Consider the following 18529-nt stretch of genomic DNA (forward strand, 5'->3'; position numbering starts at 1 on the left):
GTTGTTGTTATTGGTCACAGTGGGCAAGAACGGCGTTTGCGACCTTGCTTTGTGGTTGTTTATCAAGGGCGCGGCATATTGCTGCGCCTGTCTGTGCCAATCTTTGTAAATCAATACCTGGGTTGATGCCAAGCTTTTGTAATAGATAAACCACATCTTCGGTGGCAACATTTCCTGACGCGCCTTTGGCGTAGGGGCAACCACCGAGTCCCGCCACGGCACTGTCAATGGTGGCAATCCCCATTTTGAGCGCCGTGTAGATGTTACTGATGGCTTGGCCGTAGGTATCATGAAAGTGTACCGCTAGCTTGTCAGCGCTAATATCTTGCAATAGCACGCTCAGCAGGCTTTCTACCTGATTGGCTGTGCCCACACCAATGGTGTCGCCAAGGCTGACTTCGTAACAGTCTAAATCGAGCAGCTGCTGGCTGACCTCGAGCACCTTTTGAGCGCTGACTTCGCCTTGATATGGGCACCCCAGCACACAGCTTACATAGCCGCGCACCTTGATGCCGTTAGCCTGAGCCAAAGCCACCACTGGGCGAAAGCGCTCTATGCTCTCATCAATGCTGCAATTAATGTTTTTGTTGGTAAAGGCTTCACTGGCCGCAGTAAAAATAGCAAATTCGCCCACCCCGGCTTGCAGTGCAAGCTCAGCTCCTTTTAGGTTGGGTGTCAGGGCGCTGAATAATACTTCATCGGGGCGCTCAATAGCGGCAAATACCGCGCTGGAGTCGGCCATTTGTGGCACCCACTTCGGTGAAACAAAGGCGCCGCCCTCAATATGTTTAAGCCCAGCGTCACATAAACCATTTATCAGCGCGACCTTGGCAGCCAAGGGCACACTGGTTTCGTTTTGCAGGCCATCGCGGGCCCCAACTTCGACGATGCGCACTTGATTAGGCATGGCCATTAGCTGTGCTCCTCGACCACGGCAAGTAACGCGCCATGACTAACGAGCTCACCCTCGCCATAGCAGTAACTGCTTAACACGCCATCATGAGGAGCATTAAGCGTATACTCCATTTTCATGGCTTCCATGACCACGATGGCATCGCCTTGAGAGACCTCAGCACCAAGCGCCTGCAGGTGTTTGACCACTGTGCCATTCATTGGCGCGGCAAGGGCGTCGTTGGCACTTTGCTCAGCGCCAATGTAGTGCTTCGATGCCAGCTCAAACTGGAATTGTTGGGCGTCACGCATCACACACAAATGCTCGCTATCAACGGTGGCATCGGCGCTAAAGCGCTGGCCATCGACCACCACCACATAGTGGTTGCCATGGCGTTCGCCATTAATGTTATAGCGCTGACCATCAATATCCACCGACATCCCGGTGGTGGCCACATGCATGACCACATCGTGACCAATAAGCGGCACGACAACTTCATTGACTGAGTTGAGCTTAAAGCCCGCTAAACGTTGCCACGGTGAGGCGCTCGATTGCTGAGTATTTAATTGGCAGAAATACACCCAAGCGGCCATCGCCAATGTATGGGCATCGGCTTGGGGCTCAACGGTCAATGCATCGCTGTGACTGTCAATAAAATGGGTATCCATGGTGCCTTGTTGCAACGGCTCGGCTTGTGTCAGTGCCAATAAAAAGCCAATATTCGCTTTTACCCCGGCAATATGAGTCTGTTTTAGGGCATCAGCCAAAAGCGCTAAGGCCTGCTCACGGTTATCGCCGGTAACAATAAGTTTGGCTACCATGGGGTCGTAAAATGGGCTTATTTCATCGCCACTGGTCACCCCGGTATCAATACGTACCTGTGCGCTGGCTGGTGGAAATTGCACATGGGTAAGGGTGCCGCTACTGGGCATAAATTGCTGCGCCGGGTCTTCGGCGTAAATGCGTGCTTCAAAGCTGTGCCCGCTAATGCGCACCTGCTCTTGCGTTAATGGCAAAGGCTGCCCTGAAGCAATGGCAATTTGCCATTTCACTAAATCAACACCGGTGACCATCTCCGTGACCGGGTGCTCAACCTGTAGTCGGGTGTTCATCTCCATGAAGAAGAACTCTTCACCACAGAGTAAAAACTCCACCGTACCGGCGCCGACATAATCAATGGCCTGCGCACAGCGCACAGCGGCTTCGCCCATAGCGGTGCGTAAGGCATCACTGAGTCCGGGGGCGGGCGCCTCTTCAATCACTTTTTGGTGACGGCGCTGCAAAGAGCAGTCGCGATCGCCAAGGTAGATGCAATTTCCCGACTTATCGGCAAACACTTGCACTTCAACGTGACGCGGGGTGTCCACATAGCGTTCAATGAGCACCAGATCATTGCCAAAACTACTGGCTGCCTCGCGTTTTGCGCCCTCAAGGTGCTCGACGAAGTCGGCTTTGTCACGCACTACGCGCATGCCTTTACCGCCGCCGCCATAGGCCGCCTTAATAAGTACGGGGTAACCGATTTTATCTGCCTCTTGGCGTAAAAACTCGGTGTCTTGTTGGTCGCCATAATAACCGGGAACCAGTGGTACATTAGCCGCTGCCATAATTTCTTTGGCGCGGGTTTTAGAGCCCATGGCTTCGATGCTTTTGGCACTGGGGCCAATAAACGTCAGGCCTTCGCGCTCGCAGCGCTCGGCAAAGGCTTCGTTTTCAGATAGGAAGCCGTAACCGGGGTGAATGCAGTCGGCCGCCGCCTGCTTGGCAACGCGAAACAAGGTCTCAATATCTAAATAGGATGATTTGCTTGGTGCCGGACCAATATGAAAGGCACTATCGGCTAATTTAACGTGTTGTGCATTGGCATCGGCGTCGGAATAGACGGCGATGGTGTGCAGCCCCATGGCCTTAGCACTGCGGATAATGCGGCAGGCGATTTCACCGCGATTGGCGATTAAAATTCGTTTTAACATAGCTTATCCTTGTTGTTGCCAGGCTGGAGCTTGCTTTTCAAAAAACGCCGTAAGCCCAGTTTGGCCCTCGTCGCTGACGCGGATCGCGGCGATACGCTCGGCGGTCAGTTGGCGTAAAGAATCATCGATGGGCTGATGAGCCACCTCGGCAATTAGGCGCTTCGCTGCTTTGACTGCTTGCGGGCCATTATCGGCTAATTTACTGAGCAGTTGCTCGGCGCTGGCGTCCAGATCGTCACTGAGCTCGTGGATCAGCCCGAGCGTTTGTGCTTGCTCGGCGTTAAATACCTCTGCGGTGAGGAAATAACGTCGCGCATTGCGCTCGCCCATGGCGTTGATCACGTAAGGACTGATCACGGCAGGAATAAGCCCCAGTTTGACTTCTGACAGGCAGAACTTGGCGCTGCTATCGGCGAGGGCAATGTCGCAACAGGCAATGAGCCCCAGCGCGCCGCCAAAAGCGGCCCCTTGCACTAAACACACCGTGGGCAGGGGACACTCATACAGCACCTGCATCAAGCGTGCGAGCTCCATGGAGTCAGCTACGTTATCCTCGAAGCTATTATCCTTCATGGATTTCATCCAGTTTAAATCGGCCCCAGCGGAGAAGTGCTTGCCTTCACTTTTAAGTACCAAAGCGCGTACATCTAAGGTGCTGGCATGCTCGATACAGCGGATCATTTCGTTGATAAGCACATCGTCAAAGGCGTTGTGTTTTTCAACACGGGCCAAGGTTAAGATGGCGATGCGACTTTTAGTTATTGTTAATGTGACAGACATAGCGCCTCCTTACATCCTAAATATGCCAAACTCGGACTCTTTCGCTGGCGCGTTGGTGGTGGCCTCAAGTGCCAGACCGAGTACCGAGCGGGTGTCGGCGGGGTCTATGATGCCGTCGTCCCAAAGCCTTGCACTGGCGTAGTAGGGGTGCCCTTGGCGCTCATACTGCTCAATGATGGGCTTTTTAAATTCATCTAGCTGTTCATCGCTCATGGACTCGCCTTTGCGCGCTAGGCCATCTTGCTTCACTTGTGCTAATACCCCTGCGGCCTGCTCACCGCCCATCACCGAAATACGGGCGTTGGGCCACATCCACATCATGGTCGGCTCATAGGCGCGGCCACACATGCCGTAGTTACCAGCGCCATAAGAGCCACCAATAAGAATGGTAAACTTAGGCACCTCGGCACAACTGACGGCGGTCACCATTTTCGCGCCGTGCTTGGCGATGCCCTCGGCCTCGTATTTCTGCCCGACCATAAAGCCGGTGATATTCTGCAAAAACACCAGTGGGATATTACGTTTGGCACACAGCTGAATAAAATGCGCGCCTTTTTGCGCCGACTCGCTAAACAACACGCCGTTGTTAGCAACAATGCCCACTGGGTGGCCGTAAATCTCAGCAAAGCCGGTCACTAGGGTCTCGCCAAAGTAGCGCTTAAATTCATCAAAAGAAGAGTCATCGACGACGCGCGCAATCACCTCGCGCACATCAAAGCTCTTTTTCAAGTCGGTGCCGACAATGCCGTAGAGCTCGTGGATATCGTAGCGTGGTGCTTTAATCTCTTTTAATACCGGCGCGACTGGGCGTACATGATTGGTGCGGGCAATACATTGGCGCGCAATCGACAGGGCGTGCTCGTCATTGTCAGCATAATGGTCAGCCACACCGGAGGTTTTACAATGCACATCGGCACCGCCTAAGTCTTCGGCGCTCACTTCTTCCCCGGTAGCCGCTTTAACCAAGGGAGGGCCGGCAAGGAAAATAGTGCCTTGCTCTTTGACAATAATGCTTTCATCAGCCATGGCGGGAACATAGGCACCACCAGCGGTACACAGCCCCATGACCACGGCGATTTGCGGGATCCCTTTTGCCGACATGCGCGCCTGATTGTAGAAGATACGGCCAAAGTGCAGTTTATCGGGAAACACTTCGTCTTGCTCTGGCAGGTTAGCGCCGCCGGAGTCGACCAGATAAATACAAGGTAGGTGGCAACGCTCGGCAATTTCTTGAGCGCGCAGGTGCTTTTTCACCGTCAGCGGGAAGTAAGTGCCGCCTTTAACGGTGGCATCGTTACCGACAATCATGCACTCCACGCCTTGCACTCGACCAATCCCAGCAACCACACCGGCGCAGGGAATGTCTTGCTCATACACGCCGTGGGCGGCGAACTGGCCGATTTCCAAAAACGGCGAGCCCTCATCGAGCAAATGTTCAATACGGTCACGAACAAATAACTTGCCTCGACTTTGGTGGCGCTCCACGTATTTTGGACCGCCGCCGCCACGAATAGTAGCAGCGCGCTCATGAAGGTCTTGAACCAATGAGCGCATCGACTCGTTGTTAGAGAGAAACTGCGGGTCTTTAGGATTAATAGCAGAAGATAAAATCGTCATAACGCACCTTAGCGGCTTTCAGTGAATAGCTCGCGGCCAATTAGCATACGGCGAATTTCTGAGGTGCCAGCACCAATTTCATACAGCTTGGCATCACGCAGCAGGCGCCCAGTGGGGTATTCGTTTATGTAGCCATTGCCGCCCAGAATCTGAATTGCATCTAAGGCCATTTTTGTTGCTAGTTCAGCTGCGTATAAGATAACGCCGGCCGCATCTTTACGGGTGGTTTCGCCTCTGTCGCACGCTTGGGCAACGGTGTAAACATAGGAGCGTGCGGCATTCATTTGCGTATACATATCAGCAATTTTGCCCTGAATAAGTTGGAAGTTACCAATCGGGCTGTCGAACTGTTTACGCTCATGAATATAAGGAACGACCACATCCATACACGCTTGCATAATACCCAGTGGTCCGCCAGCGAGTACTACGCGCTCATAATCGAGGCCACTCATGAGTACTTTGACGCCCTCATTAAGGTTGCCGAGAATGTTCTCTTCGGGCACGGCGCAATCCTCAAACACTAGTTCACAAGTGTTTGAGCCACGCATCCCCAATTTATCGAGCTTTTGCGCTTGGCTAAATCCAGGAGTGTCACGCTCGACGATAAACGCGGTGATCCCTTTCGGGCCGGCGCTGGCATCGGTTTTGGCATAAATTACAAAGGTGTGAGCGTCAGGACCATTGGTGATCCACATCTTGTTGCCGTTTAGGATGTAGTGGTCGCCTTTTTTCTCCGCTTTTAAGCGCATAGACACCACATCTGAACCGGCACCAGGTTCACTCATCGCCAATGCACCAATGTGCTCGCCACTGACAAGCTTGGGCAGATATTTTTCTTTTTGCTGCTCGTTACCGTTACGGAAGATTTGGTTAACGCAAAGGTTAGAGTGTGCGCCATAGCTTAAACCAATTGAGGCGCTGGCACGGCTTACTTCTTCCATGGCAATAACATGTTCGAGATAACCTAAGCCGGCACCACCATATTTCTCATCTACAGTCATGCCTAGTAGCCCCATCTCACCAAATTTAGGCCACAGCTCATTGGGGAACATGTTTTTCTCATCAGTTTGTTCAGCAAGCGGCGCAATCTCGGCGCTGGCGAAAGAATTAACGTGCGAGCGGATCATATCGGCTGTTTCCCCGAGGCCGAAGTTGAGTTCTTTATAAAGCGAAATTGTACTCATGGTGATTAATCCTGTTGTAAATGTGAGAGGGTTTCACGGCAGCGTTTCTCAGCCGTAACGAGTTCCATTAGCACGACTTTAATGTCGTCCATTTGCTGATTGAGGTGTGCTTTTTTTTCTTCGATAAGATCGAGCATAGTGACAAGCTGCTTGGCACTGGATTTGTCCGCGTCATAAAGTTCGAACAATCGACCCGTTTCTGCTAGGGTGAAACCTAAGCGTTTACCGCGAAGGATCAGCTTCAAGCGTACTTTATCGCGTTTAGAATAGATTCTGGTTTGGCCATTTCGTCTCGGAGTAATAAGCCCTTGGTCTTCGTAAAAACGAATACTGCGGGTGGTTATATCAAACTCCTTGGCAAGCTCACTAATAGAGAACGTTTGCTCGCTGGCCGTTGGGCTTTGCTCTGTCATTGTCTTTTAGTCTTATCTACTACAAATTTTTAACACCAATATAAGTGAAGTTTACGTAAAGGTAAAGCTGCATTTGGTGCTCACTTTTATTCTTCTATTTTCTTTTCCATAAGCCCTGAAGCTAACTGTTTATAAGGCTTAGCTTAAACTCGCATTGTTTTTATAGGCGTAACTAGGCGGTGGCTGCTAAAGTTTACAGCGATTGAAATTTCATCATTTCACTTATCTAATTGACGTTGGCGTAAACGTAAATTTTATGTATGCTCAAGTGAAATTGATATGGAGAACACAGTATGAGTACACCATTGCAGGATAACGATATTGTTATTGTTAGTGCCCAGCGTACCGCCATGGGTGGTTTTATGGGTGCACTAAGCGGTGCCAGCGCCACTGAGTTGGGTGCTAGCGCAATCAAAGGCGCCTTAGCGAGCGTTAATCTAGATGCCGGCGAAATCGACGAAGTCATTATGGGGTGTGTTTTGCCCGCTGCTTTGGGTCAAGCGCCTGCGCGTCAAGCGATGTTGAAAGCAGGTATGGAAAAGCACACTGGTGCAACAACCATTAATAAGGTGTGTGGCTCAGGTCTAAAAGCGGTAATGCTGGCTCATGACCTAATCAAAGCAGGCAGTGTTAATAGTGTTATCGCTGGTGGCATGGAGAGTATGTCCAATGCTCCTTATATGTTACCGAAGGCGCGCTCAGGCATGCGCATGGGCCACGGCGAAGTAAAAGACCATATGATGATGGATGGCTTAGAGGACGCTTACGATAATCTCGCGATGGGGTGTTTTGCACAAAGCACTGCCGATCAATACGACATGACTCGTGAGCAAATGGACGAATTTGCGCTTAACTCACTGGCTAAAGCCAATAAAGCGATTGAAAGCGGGGCCTTTAAAACGGAAATCACCGCGCACACTATCAGCAGTCGTAAAGGAGACGTGACAGTGGAGGTGGATGAGCAACCGGGGAACGCCCGTCCAGATAAAATTCCGTCATTGCGCCCAGCGTTTAAAAAAGACGGCACCATCACCGCAGCAAACTCTTCGTCAATCTCCGATGGCGCTGCGGCACTTGTGGTAATGAGCTATGGCGAAGCGCAAAAGCAAGGCATGACCCCCATTGCCCGGATCAGCGGACACAGCACCCACTCACGTTTACCGGCTGAATTTACCATCGCCCCGGTTGGCGCTATGGAGAAGCTACTGAAAAAGCTTGATTGGCAAGTAGACGACGTTGATTTATGGGAAATCAATGAAGCCTTTGCCATGGTCACGATGCTGGCTATTAATGAAATGAAACTTGATGCTGACAAAGTCAATGTTCACGGCGGCGCGTGTGCTCTTGGCCATCCAATTGGAGCCAGTGGTGCACGAATTTTGACCACGCTAATTCATGCGTTGCGTAATCAAGGCAAACAGCGCGGTGTCGCGTCACTGTGTATCGGCGGCGGTGAAGCCGTTGCTTTAGCTATCGAAACACTTTAATTTTTTCGCGCCCATAATTACTACAACACTGGGCGCTGCTATTTTGGGGAGTATGCATCATGCATCAGGTACCACTTTATATCGGCGGCGAAATGCGCCAATCCACATCATCACAATGGCTGGATGTTCTTAACCCAGCAAACCAAGAAGTCTTGGCGCAAGTGCCACTGGCTACCGAAGACGAAGTCAATGAGGCGATTGCCTCAGCTAAAGAAGCGTTTAAAACCTGGAAAGATGTGCCGGTCACTGAGCGAGCACGCATTATGATGCGTTATGCGCAGTTACTAAAAGAGCATCATGATGAAATAGCTACAATTATCTGCCATGAGTTAGGTAAAACTTTTGAAGATGCCAAAGGCGACGTTTGGCGTGGTATTGAGGTTGTTGAGCAAGCGGCAAACGCCCCATCAAATATGATGGGGGAGACGGTTTCTAACGTCGCCCGTAATATTGATACCTATTCATTAATCCAACCTTTAGGGGTATGTGCGGGGGTCACCCCGTTTAACTTCCCGGCGATGATCCCACTGTGGATGTTCCCACTGGCTATCGTTTGTGGCAACACCTTTGTCCTTAAGCCCTCTGAGCAAGATCCGCTTACACCGATGCGTCTAGTGGAGTTATTTGAAGAGGCCGGTGCACCTAAAGGGGTATTGCAGGTGGTGCATGGCGCAAAAGATCAGGTTAATCAGATCCTAGAGCATGATGATGTACGCGCTATCTCGTTTGTCGGCTCCTGTGCAGTAGGTCAATACATTTACGATAAAGGCACCGCTAACCTCAAACGGGTGCAGTGCTGTGTAGGCGCTAAAAACCACCTCGTGGTGATGCCAGATGCGCATAAAGAGAATGTTATTAATAACCTAGTGGGCTCTTCTGTTGGCGCCGCAGGACAACGCTGTATGGGTATTTCAGTGGCGGTGTTCGTGGGTCAGTCAAAGCAATGGGTTGATGATTTGAAAACTGCGTTGAGCAAAGTACACCCAGGTACTTGGGATAATCAAGATGCTGCGTATGGCCCGCAAACCACCGCTGCGGCCAAAGAGCGTATTCTCTCTTTGATTGCTAAAGGTAAAGAAGAAGGTGCCGAGTGTTTGCTTGATGGTTCAGATTGCACTGTAGAAGGCTATGAGAAGGGCAACTGGGTGGGGCCAACTTTATTTGCCAATGTGACTCCAGACATGGCTATCTACCGCGAGGAAATTTTTGGCCCGGTACTGTGCTGTGTGTTTGTGGATACCTTGGAAGAGGCCATCGCCTTAATCAACGACAACCCTTATGGCAATGGTACGTCGCTATTTACCGCCAGTGGCGCAGCGGCACGTAAATTCCAGCATCATATTGAAGTGGGTCAGGTGGGTATCAATGTGCCAATTCCTGTGCCGTTACCGTTTTTCTCCTTTACTGGCTGGAAGGGCTCGTTTTATGGCGACCAGCATACCTATGGCAAACAAGGTGTGCGTTTTTACACCGAGACCAAAACCATCACCGCACGTTGGTTTGAAGACGACGCAGTCAGCGGTCCCAATATGAGCATCAACCTAAAATAACTGGTTCGGCCGGTTAAATCCGGCCGCTATGTAAGTAGTAAAGAGAGTGCATTATGGATTTTAACCTTACAGAAGACCAACAAGCCTTTGCCGATATGGCTGAGCGTTTTGCTGCCCAAGAGTTGGCCCCGTTTGCAGCTAAATGGGACCAAGAACATATTTTTCCAATAGAGACCCTACAAAAAGCCGGTGAGCTGGGCTTTTGTGGCCTCTATACTCCGGAAGAAGTCGGTGGTCTAGGGCTGTCACGTCTTGACTCAAGCATTATTTTCGAGCAGCTGGCGAAGGGCTGTACCGCCACAACCGCCATGCTTACTATCCACAATATGGCAACCTGGATGGTCGCAAGCTTTGGTACTGATAGCGCCAAGGAGCGTTATTGCCCTGAGCTTGTCACCGGTGAAAAACTGGCTTCGTATTGTCTAACCGAGCCAGGCAGTGGCTCCGATGCGGCGTCGCTGAAGACCAAAGCGGTTCGTGACGGGGATGATTATCTGATCAGCGGCTCAAAAATGTTTATTTCCGGCGCTGGCAGTACTCAGGTGTTAGTAGTGATGGCTCGCACCGGCGAAGCAGGGCCCAAGGGCATTAGCGCTTTTGTTGTGCCTGCCGATGCCGAAGGGATCAGCTATGGTAAAGCCGAAGAAAAAATGGGCTGGAACGCGCAACCAACCCGTTTGGTCACGTTTGAAAATGTACGTATTCCTCAAGACCATTTGTTAGGTCAAGAGGGCGAGGGCTTTAAGTTTGCTATGCAAGGGCTTGATGGTGGCCGTATTAATATCGCGACTTGCTCATTAGGTACGGCGCAGCAGGCATTGAACACGGCGAAAGAATACCTTAAAGAGCGTGAACAGTTTGGTAAGCCATTAGCAGCGTTTCAGGCACTGCAGTTTAAGCTCGCAGATATGAACACCGAACTGGTGGCGGCCCGACAAATGATCCGCTTAGCGGCGTTTAAGCTCGACAGCAATGACAGTGAAAAAACCACTTACTGCGCCATGGCTAAACGCTTTGCCACCGATGTGGGCGTAAAGGTCTGCGATGACGCACTGCAAATTCATGGCGGTTATGGCTATATCAAAGAATACCCATTGGAGCGCCACCTTCGTGATGTGCGCGTACATCAAATTTTAGAAGGCACTAACGAAATCATGCGAGTGATCATTGCGCGCCGTATTTTGGCCGATAACGTCAGCGAAATTCTATAAGGAGTCATTATGTCGTCAGCACAAATAAAGTTGGAAAAACGTGGCCACACCGCCATTTTAACAATGAGCAACCCACCGGCTAATACGTGGACGAAAGAGACACTGACAGCACTTAAAGAGCAGGTTGAAGCCCTAAACGCCGACAAAGACATTTTTGCCTTGGTGCTTACCGGGGAAGGAGAGAAGTTTTTCTCTGCTGGGGCCGATTTAAATGTGTTTGCCAGTGGCGATAAAGGGGTTGCTGCACAAATGTCACAAGTATTTGGCGCCGCCTTTGAAACCTTAAGCGATTTTCGTGGTGTGTCTATTGCTGCCATCAATGGTTTTGCTATGGGCGGAGGCTTGGAAGTGGCCTTAGCCTGTGATATTCGCATCGCCGAAGAGCAAGCGCAGATGGCTTTACCTGAGGCAAAAGTGGGTCTGCTTCCGTGTGCTGGTGGCACTCAAAATTTGGCGCTCTTAGTTGGTGAAGGCTGGGCTAAGCGCATGATTTTGTGTGGTGAGCGTATTAAAGCAGACAAAGCGCATAGCATAGGCTTAATCGAAGAGGTCGTTGGCAGCGGTGAAAGCTTAGATAAAGCTCTTGCCCTCGCTGAGCAGGTAGGTGAGCAAAGCCCAGTCGCGGTCAGCTATTGTAAAACTCTTATTCAGCAGGGCCGTCATGGCGATATTCGCAGCGCTTTGCCACTTGAACGCGAGTTATTCGTGAAGCTATTCGACACCCAGGACCAAACCGAGGGCGTTAACGCGTTCCTTGAAAAGCGTAAAGCGAAGTGGGTGAATGGCTAATGGACGAACTTATCCCGTTAAATAACCAAGACGCCGAAGTTGTCTTTGAACTGGCTCAGTGTAGCAACGGCTCTAAAATTGGATTGGCAACGCTCAATGTCCCTAAGGCTCTCAACGCGCTGAACTTGAATATGATTCGCTTGCTTGATAAGCAATTGAAGCATTGGGCCGATGACGATGAATTAGCCTTTGTAGTTCTTAAAGGGATGGGTGATAAAGCGTTTTGTGCTGGTGGTGATGTCGTCAGCTTGCACAGCGCTATGGCTACAGGGGAGCCTGCAGACTATGGGCAAACCTTTTTCAGTGAGGAATACCGTCTTGATTATGCTATCCACTGTTACAACAAACCGATTGTTGTGTGGGGTGATGGTATTATCATGGGCGGCGGTATGGGCCTAATGGCTGGCGCCAGTCATCGGGTGGTCACTGAGCGCTCAAAGCTTGCGATGCCGGAGATCACCATTGGCTTGTACCCTGACGTAGGCGCGAGCTACTTTTTGCAAAAAGCACCGGACAACATTGGCTTGTTCTTAGGCCTGACCGGGGCACTGATGAATGCCGATGATGCACGCTTCGCTGCCCTTGCCGATCACAGTATCGATAGCAACAAGTTTACCGCCTTACTGGCAACCTTGTGCGAGCAGAGTTGGGGTAAAGTGGCTGCACTTAATCATGATAAGCTCACTCAACTTTTGAAGAAGTTTGATGGTGAGTCAAAAACCATGGAAAAAGGTGGCCTGCGCACTCATTTGAACACCATAAATCGTATGAGCGAATACAGCGATTTAGCGGGTAAGGTAAACTACCTTACGGGTATAGAAAGTGATGATAAATGGTTAGCTAAAGCCGTAAAAACGCTGAAGCATGGATGTCCGCTAAGTGCTCACTTGGTATTTGAACAACTTAAGCGTGCTCAAGGGCTGTCACTCAAAGCCTGCTTCAAAATGGAGCTGGGTATGTCGGTGACGTGCTGTGAAGTGGGTGAGTTTCAAGAAGGGGTGCGCGCATTGCTGATAGACAAAGACATGAGTCCGCAGTGGCAATACCCCAGTTTGCAAGAGGTACCTGAGTCGGTAATTGAGCGCTTTTTTAATCGCCAGTGGCGTGAACACCCACTTGAAACCCTAGTCTAGGAGGCAGCATGGCAAAAATAGGATTTATTGGTTTAGGTAATATGGGTGCGCCTATGGCGCGTAACCTAATTAAGGCCGGCCACTCGGTTAGTGTCTTTGATTTAAACAAGCAGGTGGTCAACGAGCTTGCCGATGAAGGCGCGCATGCAGGTACAACCGCTGATGAGGTCACTCACGGCGCACAGTTTGTGATCTCCATGTTGCCAGCTGCAAAGCATGTTAAGTCGTTATACTTGGCAGACGATGGTTTAATCCATCATTTAGCCAGTGACACCGTAGTGATTGACTGTTCAACCATTGATGCGGCCAGTGCCACTGAAGTCGGACAAGCCTTAGCCGATAAGGGCATTGCCTTTGTCGATGCGCCCGTCTCGGGCGGGGTCGCTGGAGCCAGCGCCGGTACCTTGACCTTTATTGTTGGTGGCGCTAAGACTCACTTTAATGCCGTGCAACCGGTCCTGGAAGATATGGGTAAAAATATCTTCCATGCTGGTGATATTGGCGCCGGTCAGGTGGCTAAAATCTGCAATAACATGCTGCTGAGTATTTTAATGGCCGGGACCAGTGAAGCTCTGCAAATGGGCATTAATCACGGCTTAGACCCCAAAGTGCTGTCGGACATCATGGTCAATAGCTCGGGGCGAAACTGGACGTTAGAATTGTACAATCCTTGCCCTGGGGTACTGGAGAACGCGCCATCAAGCAATAATTATCAGCCCGGTTTTATGGTCGATTTAATGGCCAAAGATTTGGGCTTAGCACTGGAAGCCGCGCAGAATTCTGGCTCGGCTACCCCTTTAGGGGCGCTTAGCAAAAACTTGTACACCCTGCTACAAAACCAAGGGGCAGGGGCGCAAGACTTCAGTGCTATATTCAATTTATTCGAGAAGAAGTAACTATGGAATTAAACAACAAAGTAGTCGTCGTCACCGGTGGTGCCCAAGGTTTGGGATTATCGATGGCCGCTATGGCGGCGAAAGCCGGTGCACATTTGGCGCTGATTGATATGGACAGCGCTTTATTAGACGAGGCGATAGCGCAGCTAAAAACTCATAGCACGCTCGCCGATGCCAAAATCCAAGGCTATATCTGCAATGTCAGCGTTGAACAAGAAGTTGAGCAGACATTCGCTGCTATAGCGAAAGACTTTGGTGCTATCCACGGCTTGATAAACAATGCCGGCATCTTGCGTGATGGCTTATTTATCAAGGCGAAAGAGGGCAAGGTAGTCGATAAAATGTCACTAAGCCAATTTCAATCGGTCATTGATGTTAACCTGACCGGGGTGTTCTTGTGCGGGCGCGAAGCCGCCGTGCACATGGTGGAGCACGCCGAGGGCGGGGTGATTATTAATATGTCCAGTGTGGCTCGTTCCGGAAACATGGGGCAAACTAACTACTCAGCAGCTAAAGCGGGTGTAGTGGCCATGACCACTAGCTGGGCTAAAGAGCTTGGTCGTTATGGTATTCGCGTGGGTGCCATTGCACCTGGCGTGATCCGCACTAAAATGACCGATGCAATGAAGCCTGAAGCGAAAGAGCGTCTTGTTAAAATGAAGCCGGTGGGCCGTTTAGGTGAAGCAGAAGAAATCGCGCATACGGCGAAGTACATCTTCGAAAATGATTTCTTTACCGGTCGCGTGGTCGAGATAGACGGCGGTATTCGCCTGTAGTATTGGCAAGCTAAATAAAACAAAGGGCGCTGTTAGCGCCCTTTTTAGTGGTTATTTACTTTTGCTGATATTGGTTTCAGATTTCATCTCAATGCCGTTGTCGGTGATATCTGTTGTCAATGATAACTTCATGTTTTGCTTAGCCAACGAGTGGATTTCAGGTGGCAATTCTTCACCTGTACTGGCGGCCGCTTCAAGGACAATGTCCATCATCGGTGCAAATTGCAGGCTCATACCTAATACACCGTTGGCATCCACTGCTTGTGAACTCATGTCAGCAGCGAGCGCTGTTGATTTTTCACCATTGTATACGGTGATGTGTTGACCGTTTATAGCCAGTTGAGCATCGACGTTACCGCTGGCAGGCACAGGCATAATTTCATTCATCGAAATAGGCGTGCCATCACTAGGGATTTCAATTTGTGCTAGCTGCGGCACTAACCCTTTTGCGGTGTTTATGAGAGTTGTTGGATCATCGGCGCTAAGCGTGACTAACGCATCAATATCACTTACTTGTGGGGTATAGCCACTGAAATCCATCACCACATTTTGTACGCTAACGCTGATCCCTTTTACTCCGGCAGCCATGCCGGTGGCCATCGCCATAGCCATTGGGTTTGATTGTTTCGCTTGCTGTTGTGCCATCATTAGCGGCTCACAGGTAAACTCAGCCTGCGTAAATGCGCTCCAAACGGTATTAGCAAGTGGTGCAAGTTTACCCACATCGATACCGTAACCGACGCTAAATAAGCCATCGTCTTTATTGGTCACGTGACTTGGAATAAAGCCGCGAACAGTTTGTAACGCGCCCAAAATATCTTTGTCCGTGCTTTCAATCACAATATCCGCATCAAAGTCGGCGCTGCTGTCACTGACTTTGACATTTGACGTGCCAGAGACGATAGCGGGCCATTTCGCTGCAATAGCTGGAATGTCTGCTTTACAACCAGGGGTGCGCAAAGCTTGCATTGCTTGTGCTTGGCCCATTTTCGTAAGGATGGCATCAAGCATACTGCTTAAACGTGAAGGTTTGTCAGCGACTGCTGCTGAAGCTAATGCTTCAAAGTTAACGTAGCTAATCGAGCTGCCGTCCCACTGATACTTATTGATGTAGTCATTAACACGATTGGAGCTGTTTAAACTTGTTTGCGCTTTTTCAGTGGCAAGGGCTAAGGCAAGGTCATCTTGATTGTTGAATTCACTATCTAGGGTCACTGTTAGCCAGTTATCTTTAATCGCAGCGATAATCGCCACAGAGCTGCTGTCATCAAGTGCAAGGGTAAAACGGGTGTAAGACTGCGAATTCAATGATTCATCAGCGTAGCTTACGCCTGCGTTGTCGGCTGCTTTTTTCAGCGTATTGATAAAGTTTTGCGGCTGTTCGAGCTCAGCGCGCATTACCGGCATTAAACCAATAGCGTACCCTAGGTAGCGTAGGTCATTACCAATGCCCCACGTTTGCGTATAACTGCCATCGCGTACGCTACTCTCGTACTGGTTTAGTAGTTCGAAGAAGAATACAGCGTTAACGTTTCCTTGAGCCTTTGCACGTTCGATAGCTTGGGTGAGCTCTTCGTCTGTGCCGCTGGACATCATGTCAGATGGCAACAACTGTGCGTATTGCTTATATGGAAACGGTTTTAACTGTGAAGCAAAAAAGACAGTATCAGCAGGCACATAATCTAGCTCAGCCATACTCGCGCCGCCGCCAGCACCTTGGTTTGAATAATAAAGGCCTGCCGCGACAGCAGCGGCAACAGCACCGCCGATTAGTACTTTTTTCATGGGAATTCCCTTTCGTTGTTGTTCAAAGCGTAAAAGAATACGTTATTGCCGTTTTTAGGACAAGCATTTTAGGCGCGCAAAGTGGTGCTTTATGTTGTCGAATATGTAACAAAAAGCGTAAACTTAGCAATTAGTTAGCAGATAACACCCAGAGGCAAGCTTGGCGCAACGGGCAATTACCAATTTTTATATTAATGAAGAGCAATCTATTTATTTGCTCTCTCATCGCGATGCTAAAAAGCATAAGCAATGGCTGAATATATGCATTAAACAGCTCACCATGCTGGGCTATAAAAATGTTGAGTTAATTGGCTCCGGCGCATTTGGTTTTGTGTTCGCAGGTATTGATGATAGGCAACAACACTGGGTGTTTAAATTCTCTCGTATTACCTTAGCGCAATCAGTGCGCGATAGGCTCGAAGACGAAGCCTATATGCTTTCACGTTTTGATCATCCGATGATCCCGCAATTTTATGCCTTTGAGCGGGTAAAAAAGCAAGGCATATTGATGATGGCGCGAGCCGAGGGTGAAGACTTAGAACAATTGTCTATTCGCCAAGGCAAGTTTACTGCCAAGCAACTTCTCGATTTAGCGCTGCAGCTCCACCAGTTATTACACGTATTACGAAACTACCGAGGTGGGATCACTCCTATGCCCGTTGTTCATGGGGATATTAAGCCTTCCAATTTGGTCTGGGATGAGCGCAGCAAAACCTTGTCACTGGTTGATTGGGGGAGCTCTGTTTATGCGCAGCTGGATGCCAGTGGGCAGCCCATTGCCGCAAATGTGATGGACTTAATGTCTGCGGATGTAACCAATACCAACGCGCGCATGGGGGATGTCTACTTTATTGGTGATGAGCAGATGTCTGGGGCGCAATCGTCTCCGCGTTTTGACGAGCAGGGGGTGGCGTCAACGTTGTACGCGCTGGCGTCAGCGCAGTCGTGTCGTTTTGGTGCGCAAGTGATACCTGCTGCATCGCTGGGGTTACCCAAAGAATTTGCCCGCGTGATTGATGCCATGCTCAGTAAAGACAAGGCAACGCGCGACGCCGGCGGCGACTATTTTATGCGTAATATGCCGACCATGGCCCGCGCCTATGTTCCTGATAATCCGTTGGTTCGAGATAAAGCATTGATCCCAGTTTGGAAGGCGCAGGTAGCGACTTTGCCCGATACGGTAGTGTACAGCTCGCGTAAGCAGTTTTTGCGTCAGGCAGACAGTCAACAGCGGTTGGTTGATGTTAATGATGCGCAATTGGAGCGCTATTACCGAGAATTTTTATTTGATACCGGTGATACTGAAAAAGCGTTTTTGGCAGCGATCAGCCGCTTGGCCAAGTACCCCGTTGTGGGCGGTTTGAGTTTTCACTGGAAGCAGTCATCACTGTTTGTTGAATCAAGCTTAATCTTGTATGACGAGTCATTAGAGCCTTCATTCCAAGATGCGGTAGATAACACCGTGAAGTTGGCGCAAGGGATCACCCAAAAAGGGTTGTTTAAATGTTGTCTATTCGATGCCCGACAAACAATTCAACTTGAGCGTGATGCCACCGGCGCCTTTAAGTTCGAGCAACTGCCACAATTGCATTATGACGTTATTAATATACCCGGTACTGAGATGCTGAGGCCGCATTCTTATTTTGAAGATGGTAAAGACCCGGATGAGCAACTACAGCTTCCCAAGAAAATCATTCAATGCGTATTTGAGCTTAATAAAATACATCACACCGGATGCATCATTTTTGAATCTTTGCCCCAACGTTTGAAGATACACCATTATTATCGGTTATTGGATGCCAGCCAAGAAGTGCGGTTTAGCCAACTACTTGACGAGATTATGCAATACGCGATGGCCATTGACGGCATAGGTGTTGCGGGCTTTATGAAACTCCCGTACAAAAACACGCGAGAGTTCGAATTGTGCGCCGTGCAGAGCGAAGACTTCCTGGCAAAAAATCCTAAAAAACATAATTGAGCCAGTAATCACGTGCACTGTGCATGACTAAGCACATAACAAAGCCAGCTTGGTGTTGAACTTAG

The 18529-nt window shown here is 49.8% G+C and carries 15 protein-coding genes; 8 read left to right on the top strand and 7 right to left on the bottom strand.

The annotated features are described in order from the left end of the window. Window positions 1–7 precede the first annotated feature (7 nt). The 6 genes from PRUTH_RS05210 to PRUTH_RS05235 are packed head-to-tail and all read right to left on the bottom strand — an operon-like array spanning window position 8 to window position 6859. Entirely contained in the window at window positions 8–913 is a 906-nt protein-coding gene (locus tag PRUTH_RS05210) for a hydroxymethylglutaryl-CoA lyase (protein ID WP_151172751.1), read from the bottom strand. After that, window positions 913–2865, bottom strand: coding sequence for an acetyl-CoA carboxylase biotin carboxylase subunit (locus PRUTH_RS05215; protein WP_151172752.1), 1953 nt, complete (start codon window positions 2863–2865; stop codon window positions 913–915). The genes PRUTH_RS05210 and PRUTH_RS05215 overlap by 1 nt, the downstream gene beginning before the upstream one ends. Before the next feature lie 3 nt (window positions 2866–2868). Further along, on the bottom strand, window positions 2869–3645 hold the full coding sequence (locus PRUTH_RS05220) for an enoyl-CoA hydratase-related protein (RefSeq protein ID WP_053911614.1): 777 nt from the start codon (window positions 3643–3645) through the stop codon (window positions 2869–2871). A gap of 9 nt (window positions 3646–3654) precedes the next feature. Then, complete coding sequence (locus PRUTH_RS05225; protein ID WP_151172753.1) at window positions 3655–5262, bottom strand: carboxyl transferase domain-containing protein; 1608 nt, start codon at window positions 5260–5262, stop codon at window positions 3655–3657. A gap of 8 nt (window positions 5263–5270) precedes the next feature. Further along, window positions 5271–6446: an isovaleryl-CoA dehydrogenase gene (locus tag PRUTH_RS05230; protein ID WP_151172754.1), complete on the bottom strand. Its 1176-nt coding sequence runs from the start codon at window positions 6444–6446 to the stop codon at window positions 5271–5273. Window positions 6447–6451: 5 nt separating this feature from the next. After that, the gene (locus PRUTH_RS05235; protein WP_045978805.1) at window positions 6452–6859 is read right to left on the bottom strand and encodes a MerR family transcriptional regulator; all 408 of its coding nucleotides are present in this window, start codon (window positions 6857–6859) and stop codon (window positions 6452–6454) included. A gap of 293 nt (window positions 6860–7152) precedes the next feature. Between PRUTH_RS05235 and PRUTH_RS05240 the strand changes: the two genes are divergently transcribed. The 7 genes from PRUTH_RS05240 to PRUTH_RS05270 are packed head-to-tail and all read left to right on the top strand — an operon-like array spanning window position 7153 to window position 14701. Continuing rightward, window positions 7153–8346, top strand: coding sequence for a thiolase family protein (locus PRUTH_RS05240; RefSeq protein WP_053911616.1), 1194 nt, complete (start codon window positions 7153–7155; stop codon window positions 8344–8346). A gap of 59 nt (window positions 8347–8405) precedes the next feature. Further along, window positions 8406–9896: a CoA-acylating methylmalonate-semialdehyde dehydrogenase gene (locus PRUTH_RS05245; RefSeq protein WP_151172755.1), complete on the top strand. Its 1491-nt coding sequence runs from the start codon at window positions 8406–8408 to the stop codon at window positions 9894–9896. Between the two features lie 53 nt (window positions 9897–9949). After that, window positions 9950–11107: an acyl-CoA dehydrogenase family protein gene (locus tag PRUTH_RS05250; protein WP_151172756.1), complete on the top strand. Its 1158-nt coding sequence runs from the start codon at window positions 9950–9952 to the stop codon at window positions 11105–11107. 9 nt (window positions 11108–11116) lie between these two features. Next, window positions 11117–11896, top strand: coding sequence for an enoyl-CoA hydratase (locus tag PRUTH_RS05255; protein WP_022944551.1), 780 nt, complete (start codon window positions 11117–11119; stop codon window positions 11894–11896). Then, the gene (locus tag PRUTH_RS05260; protein ID WP_022944550.1) at window positions 11896–13029 is read left to right on the top strand and encodes an enoyl-CoA hydratase/isomerase family protein; all 1134 of its coding nucleotides are present in this window, start codon (window positions 11896–11898) and stop codon (window positions 13027–13029) included. The genes PRUTH_RS05255 and PRUTH_RS05260 overlap by 1 nt, the downstream gene beginning before the upstream one ends. A gap of 8 nt (window positions 13030–13037) precedes the next feature. Further along, window positions 13038–13925: a 3-hydroxyisobutyrate dehydrogenase gene (gene mmsB, locus PRUTH_RS05265; protein WP_045978803.1), complete on the top strand. Its 888-nt coding sequence runs from the start codon at window positions 13038–13040 to the stop codon at window positions 13923–13925. 2 nt (window positions 13926–13927) lie between these two features. Then, window positions 13928–14701 (top strand): SDR family oxidoreductase, encoded by a 774-nt coding sequence (locus PRUTH_RS05270; protein ID WP_022944548.1) that lies wholly within the window; start codon window positions 13928–13930, stop codon window positions 14699–14701. Window positions 14702–14752: 51 nt separating this feature from the next. Here the strand turns inward: PRUTH_RS05270 and PRUTH_RS05275 are convergent, their stop codons facing one another. Beyond that, window positions 14753–16486: a hypothetical protein gene (locus PRUTH_RS05275; RefSeq protein ID WP_045978802.1), complete on the bottom strand. Its 1734-nt coding sequence runs from the start codon at window positions 16484–16486 to the stop codon at window positions 14753–14755. A gap of 160 nt (window positions 16487–16646) precedes the next feature. On the opposite strand from PRUTH_RS05275, the gene PRUTH_RS05280 reads away from it, so the two are divergent. After that, window positions 16647–18464 (top strand): protein kinase domain-containing protein, encoded by a 1818-nt coding sequence (locus PRUTH_RS05280; RefSeq protein WP_151172757.1) that lies wholly within the window; start codon window positions 16647–16649, stop codon window positions 18462–18464. Window positions 18465–18529: the final 65 nt, after the last annotated feature.

Source organism: Pseudoalteromonas ruthenica (assembly GCF_008808095.1).
Taxonomy (GTDB): domain Bacteria; phylum Pseudomonadota; class Gammaproteobacteria; order Enterobacterales; family Alteromonadaceae; genus Pseudoalteromonas; species Pseudoalteromonas ruthenica.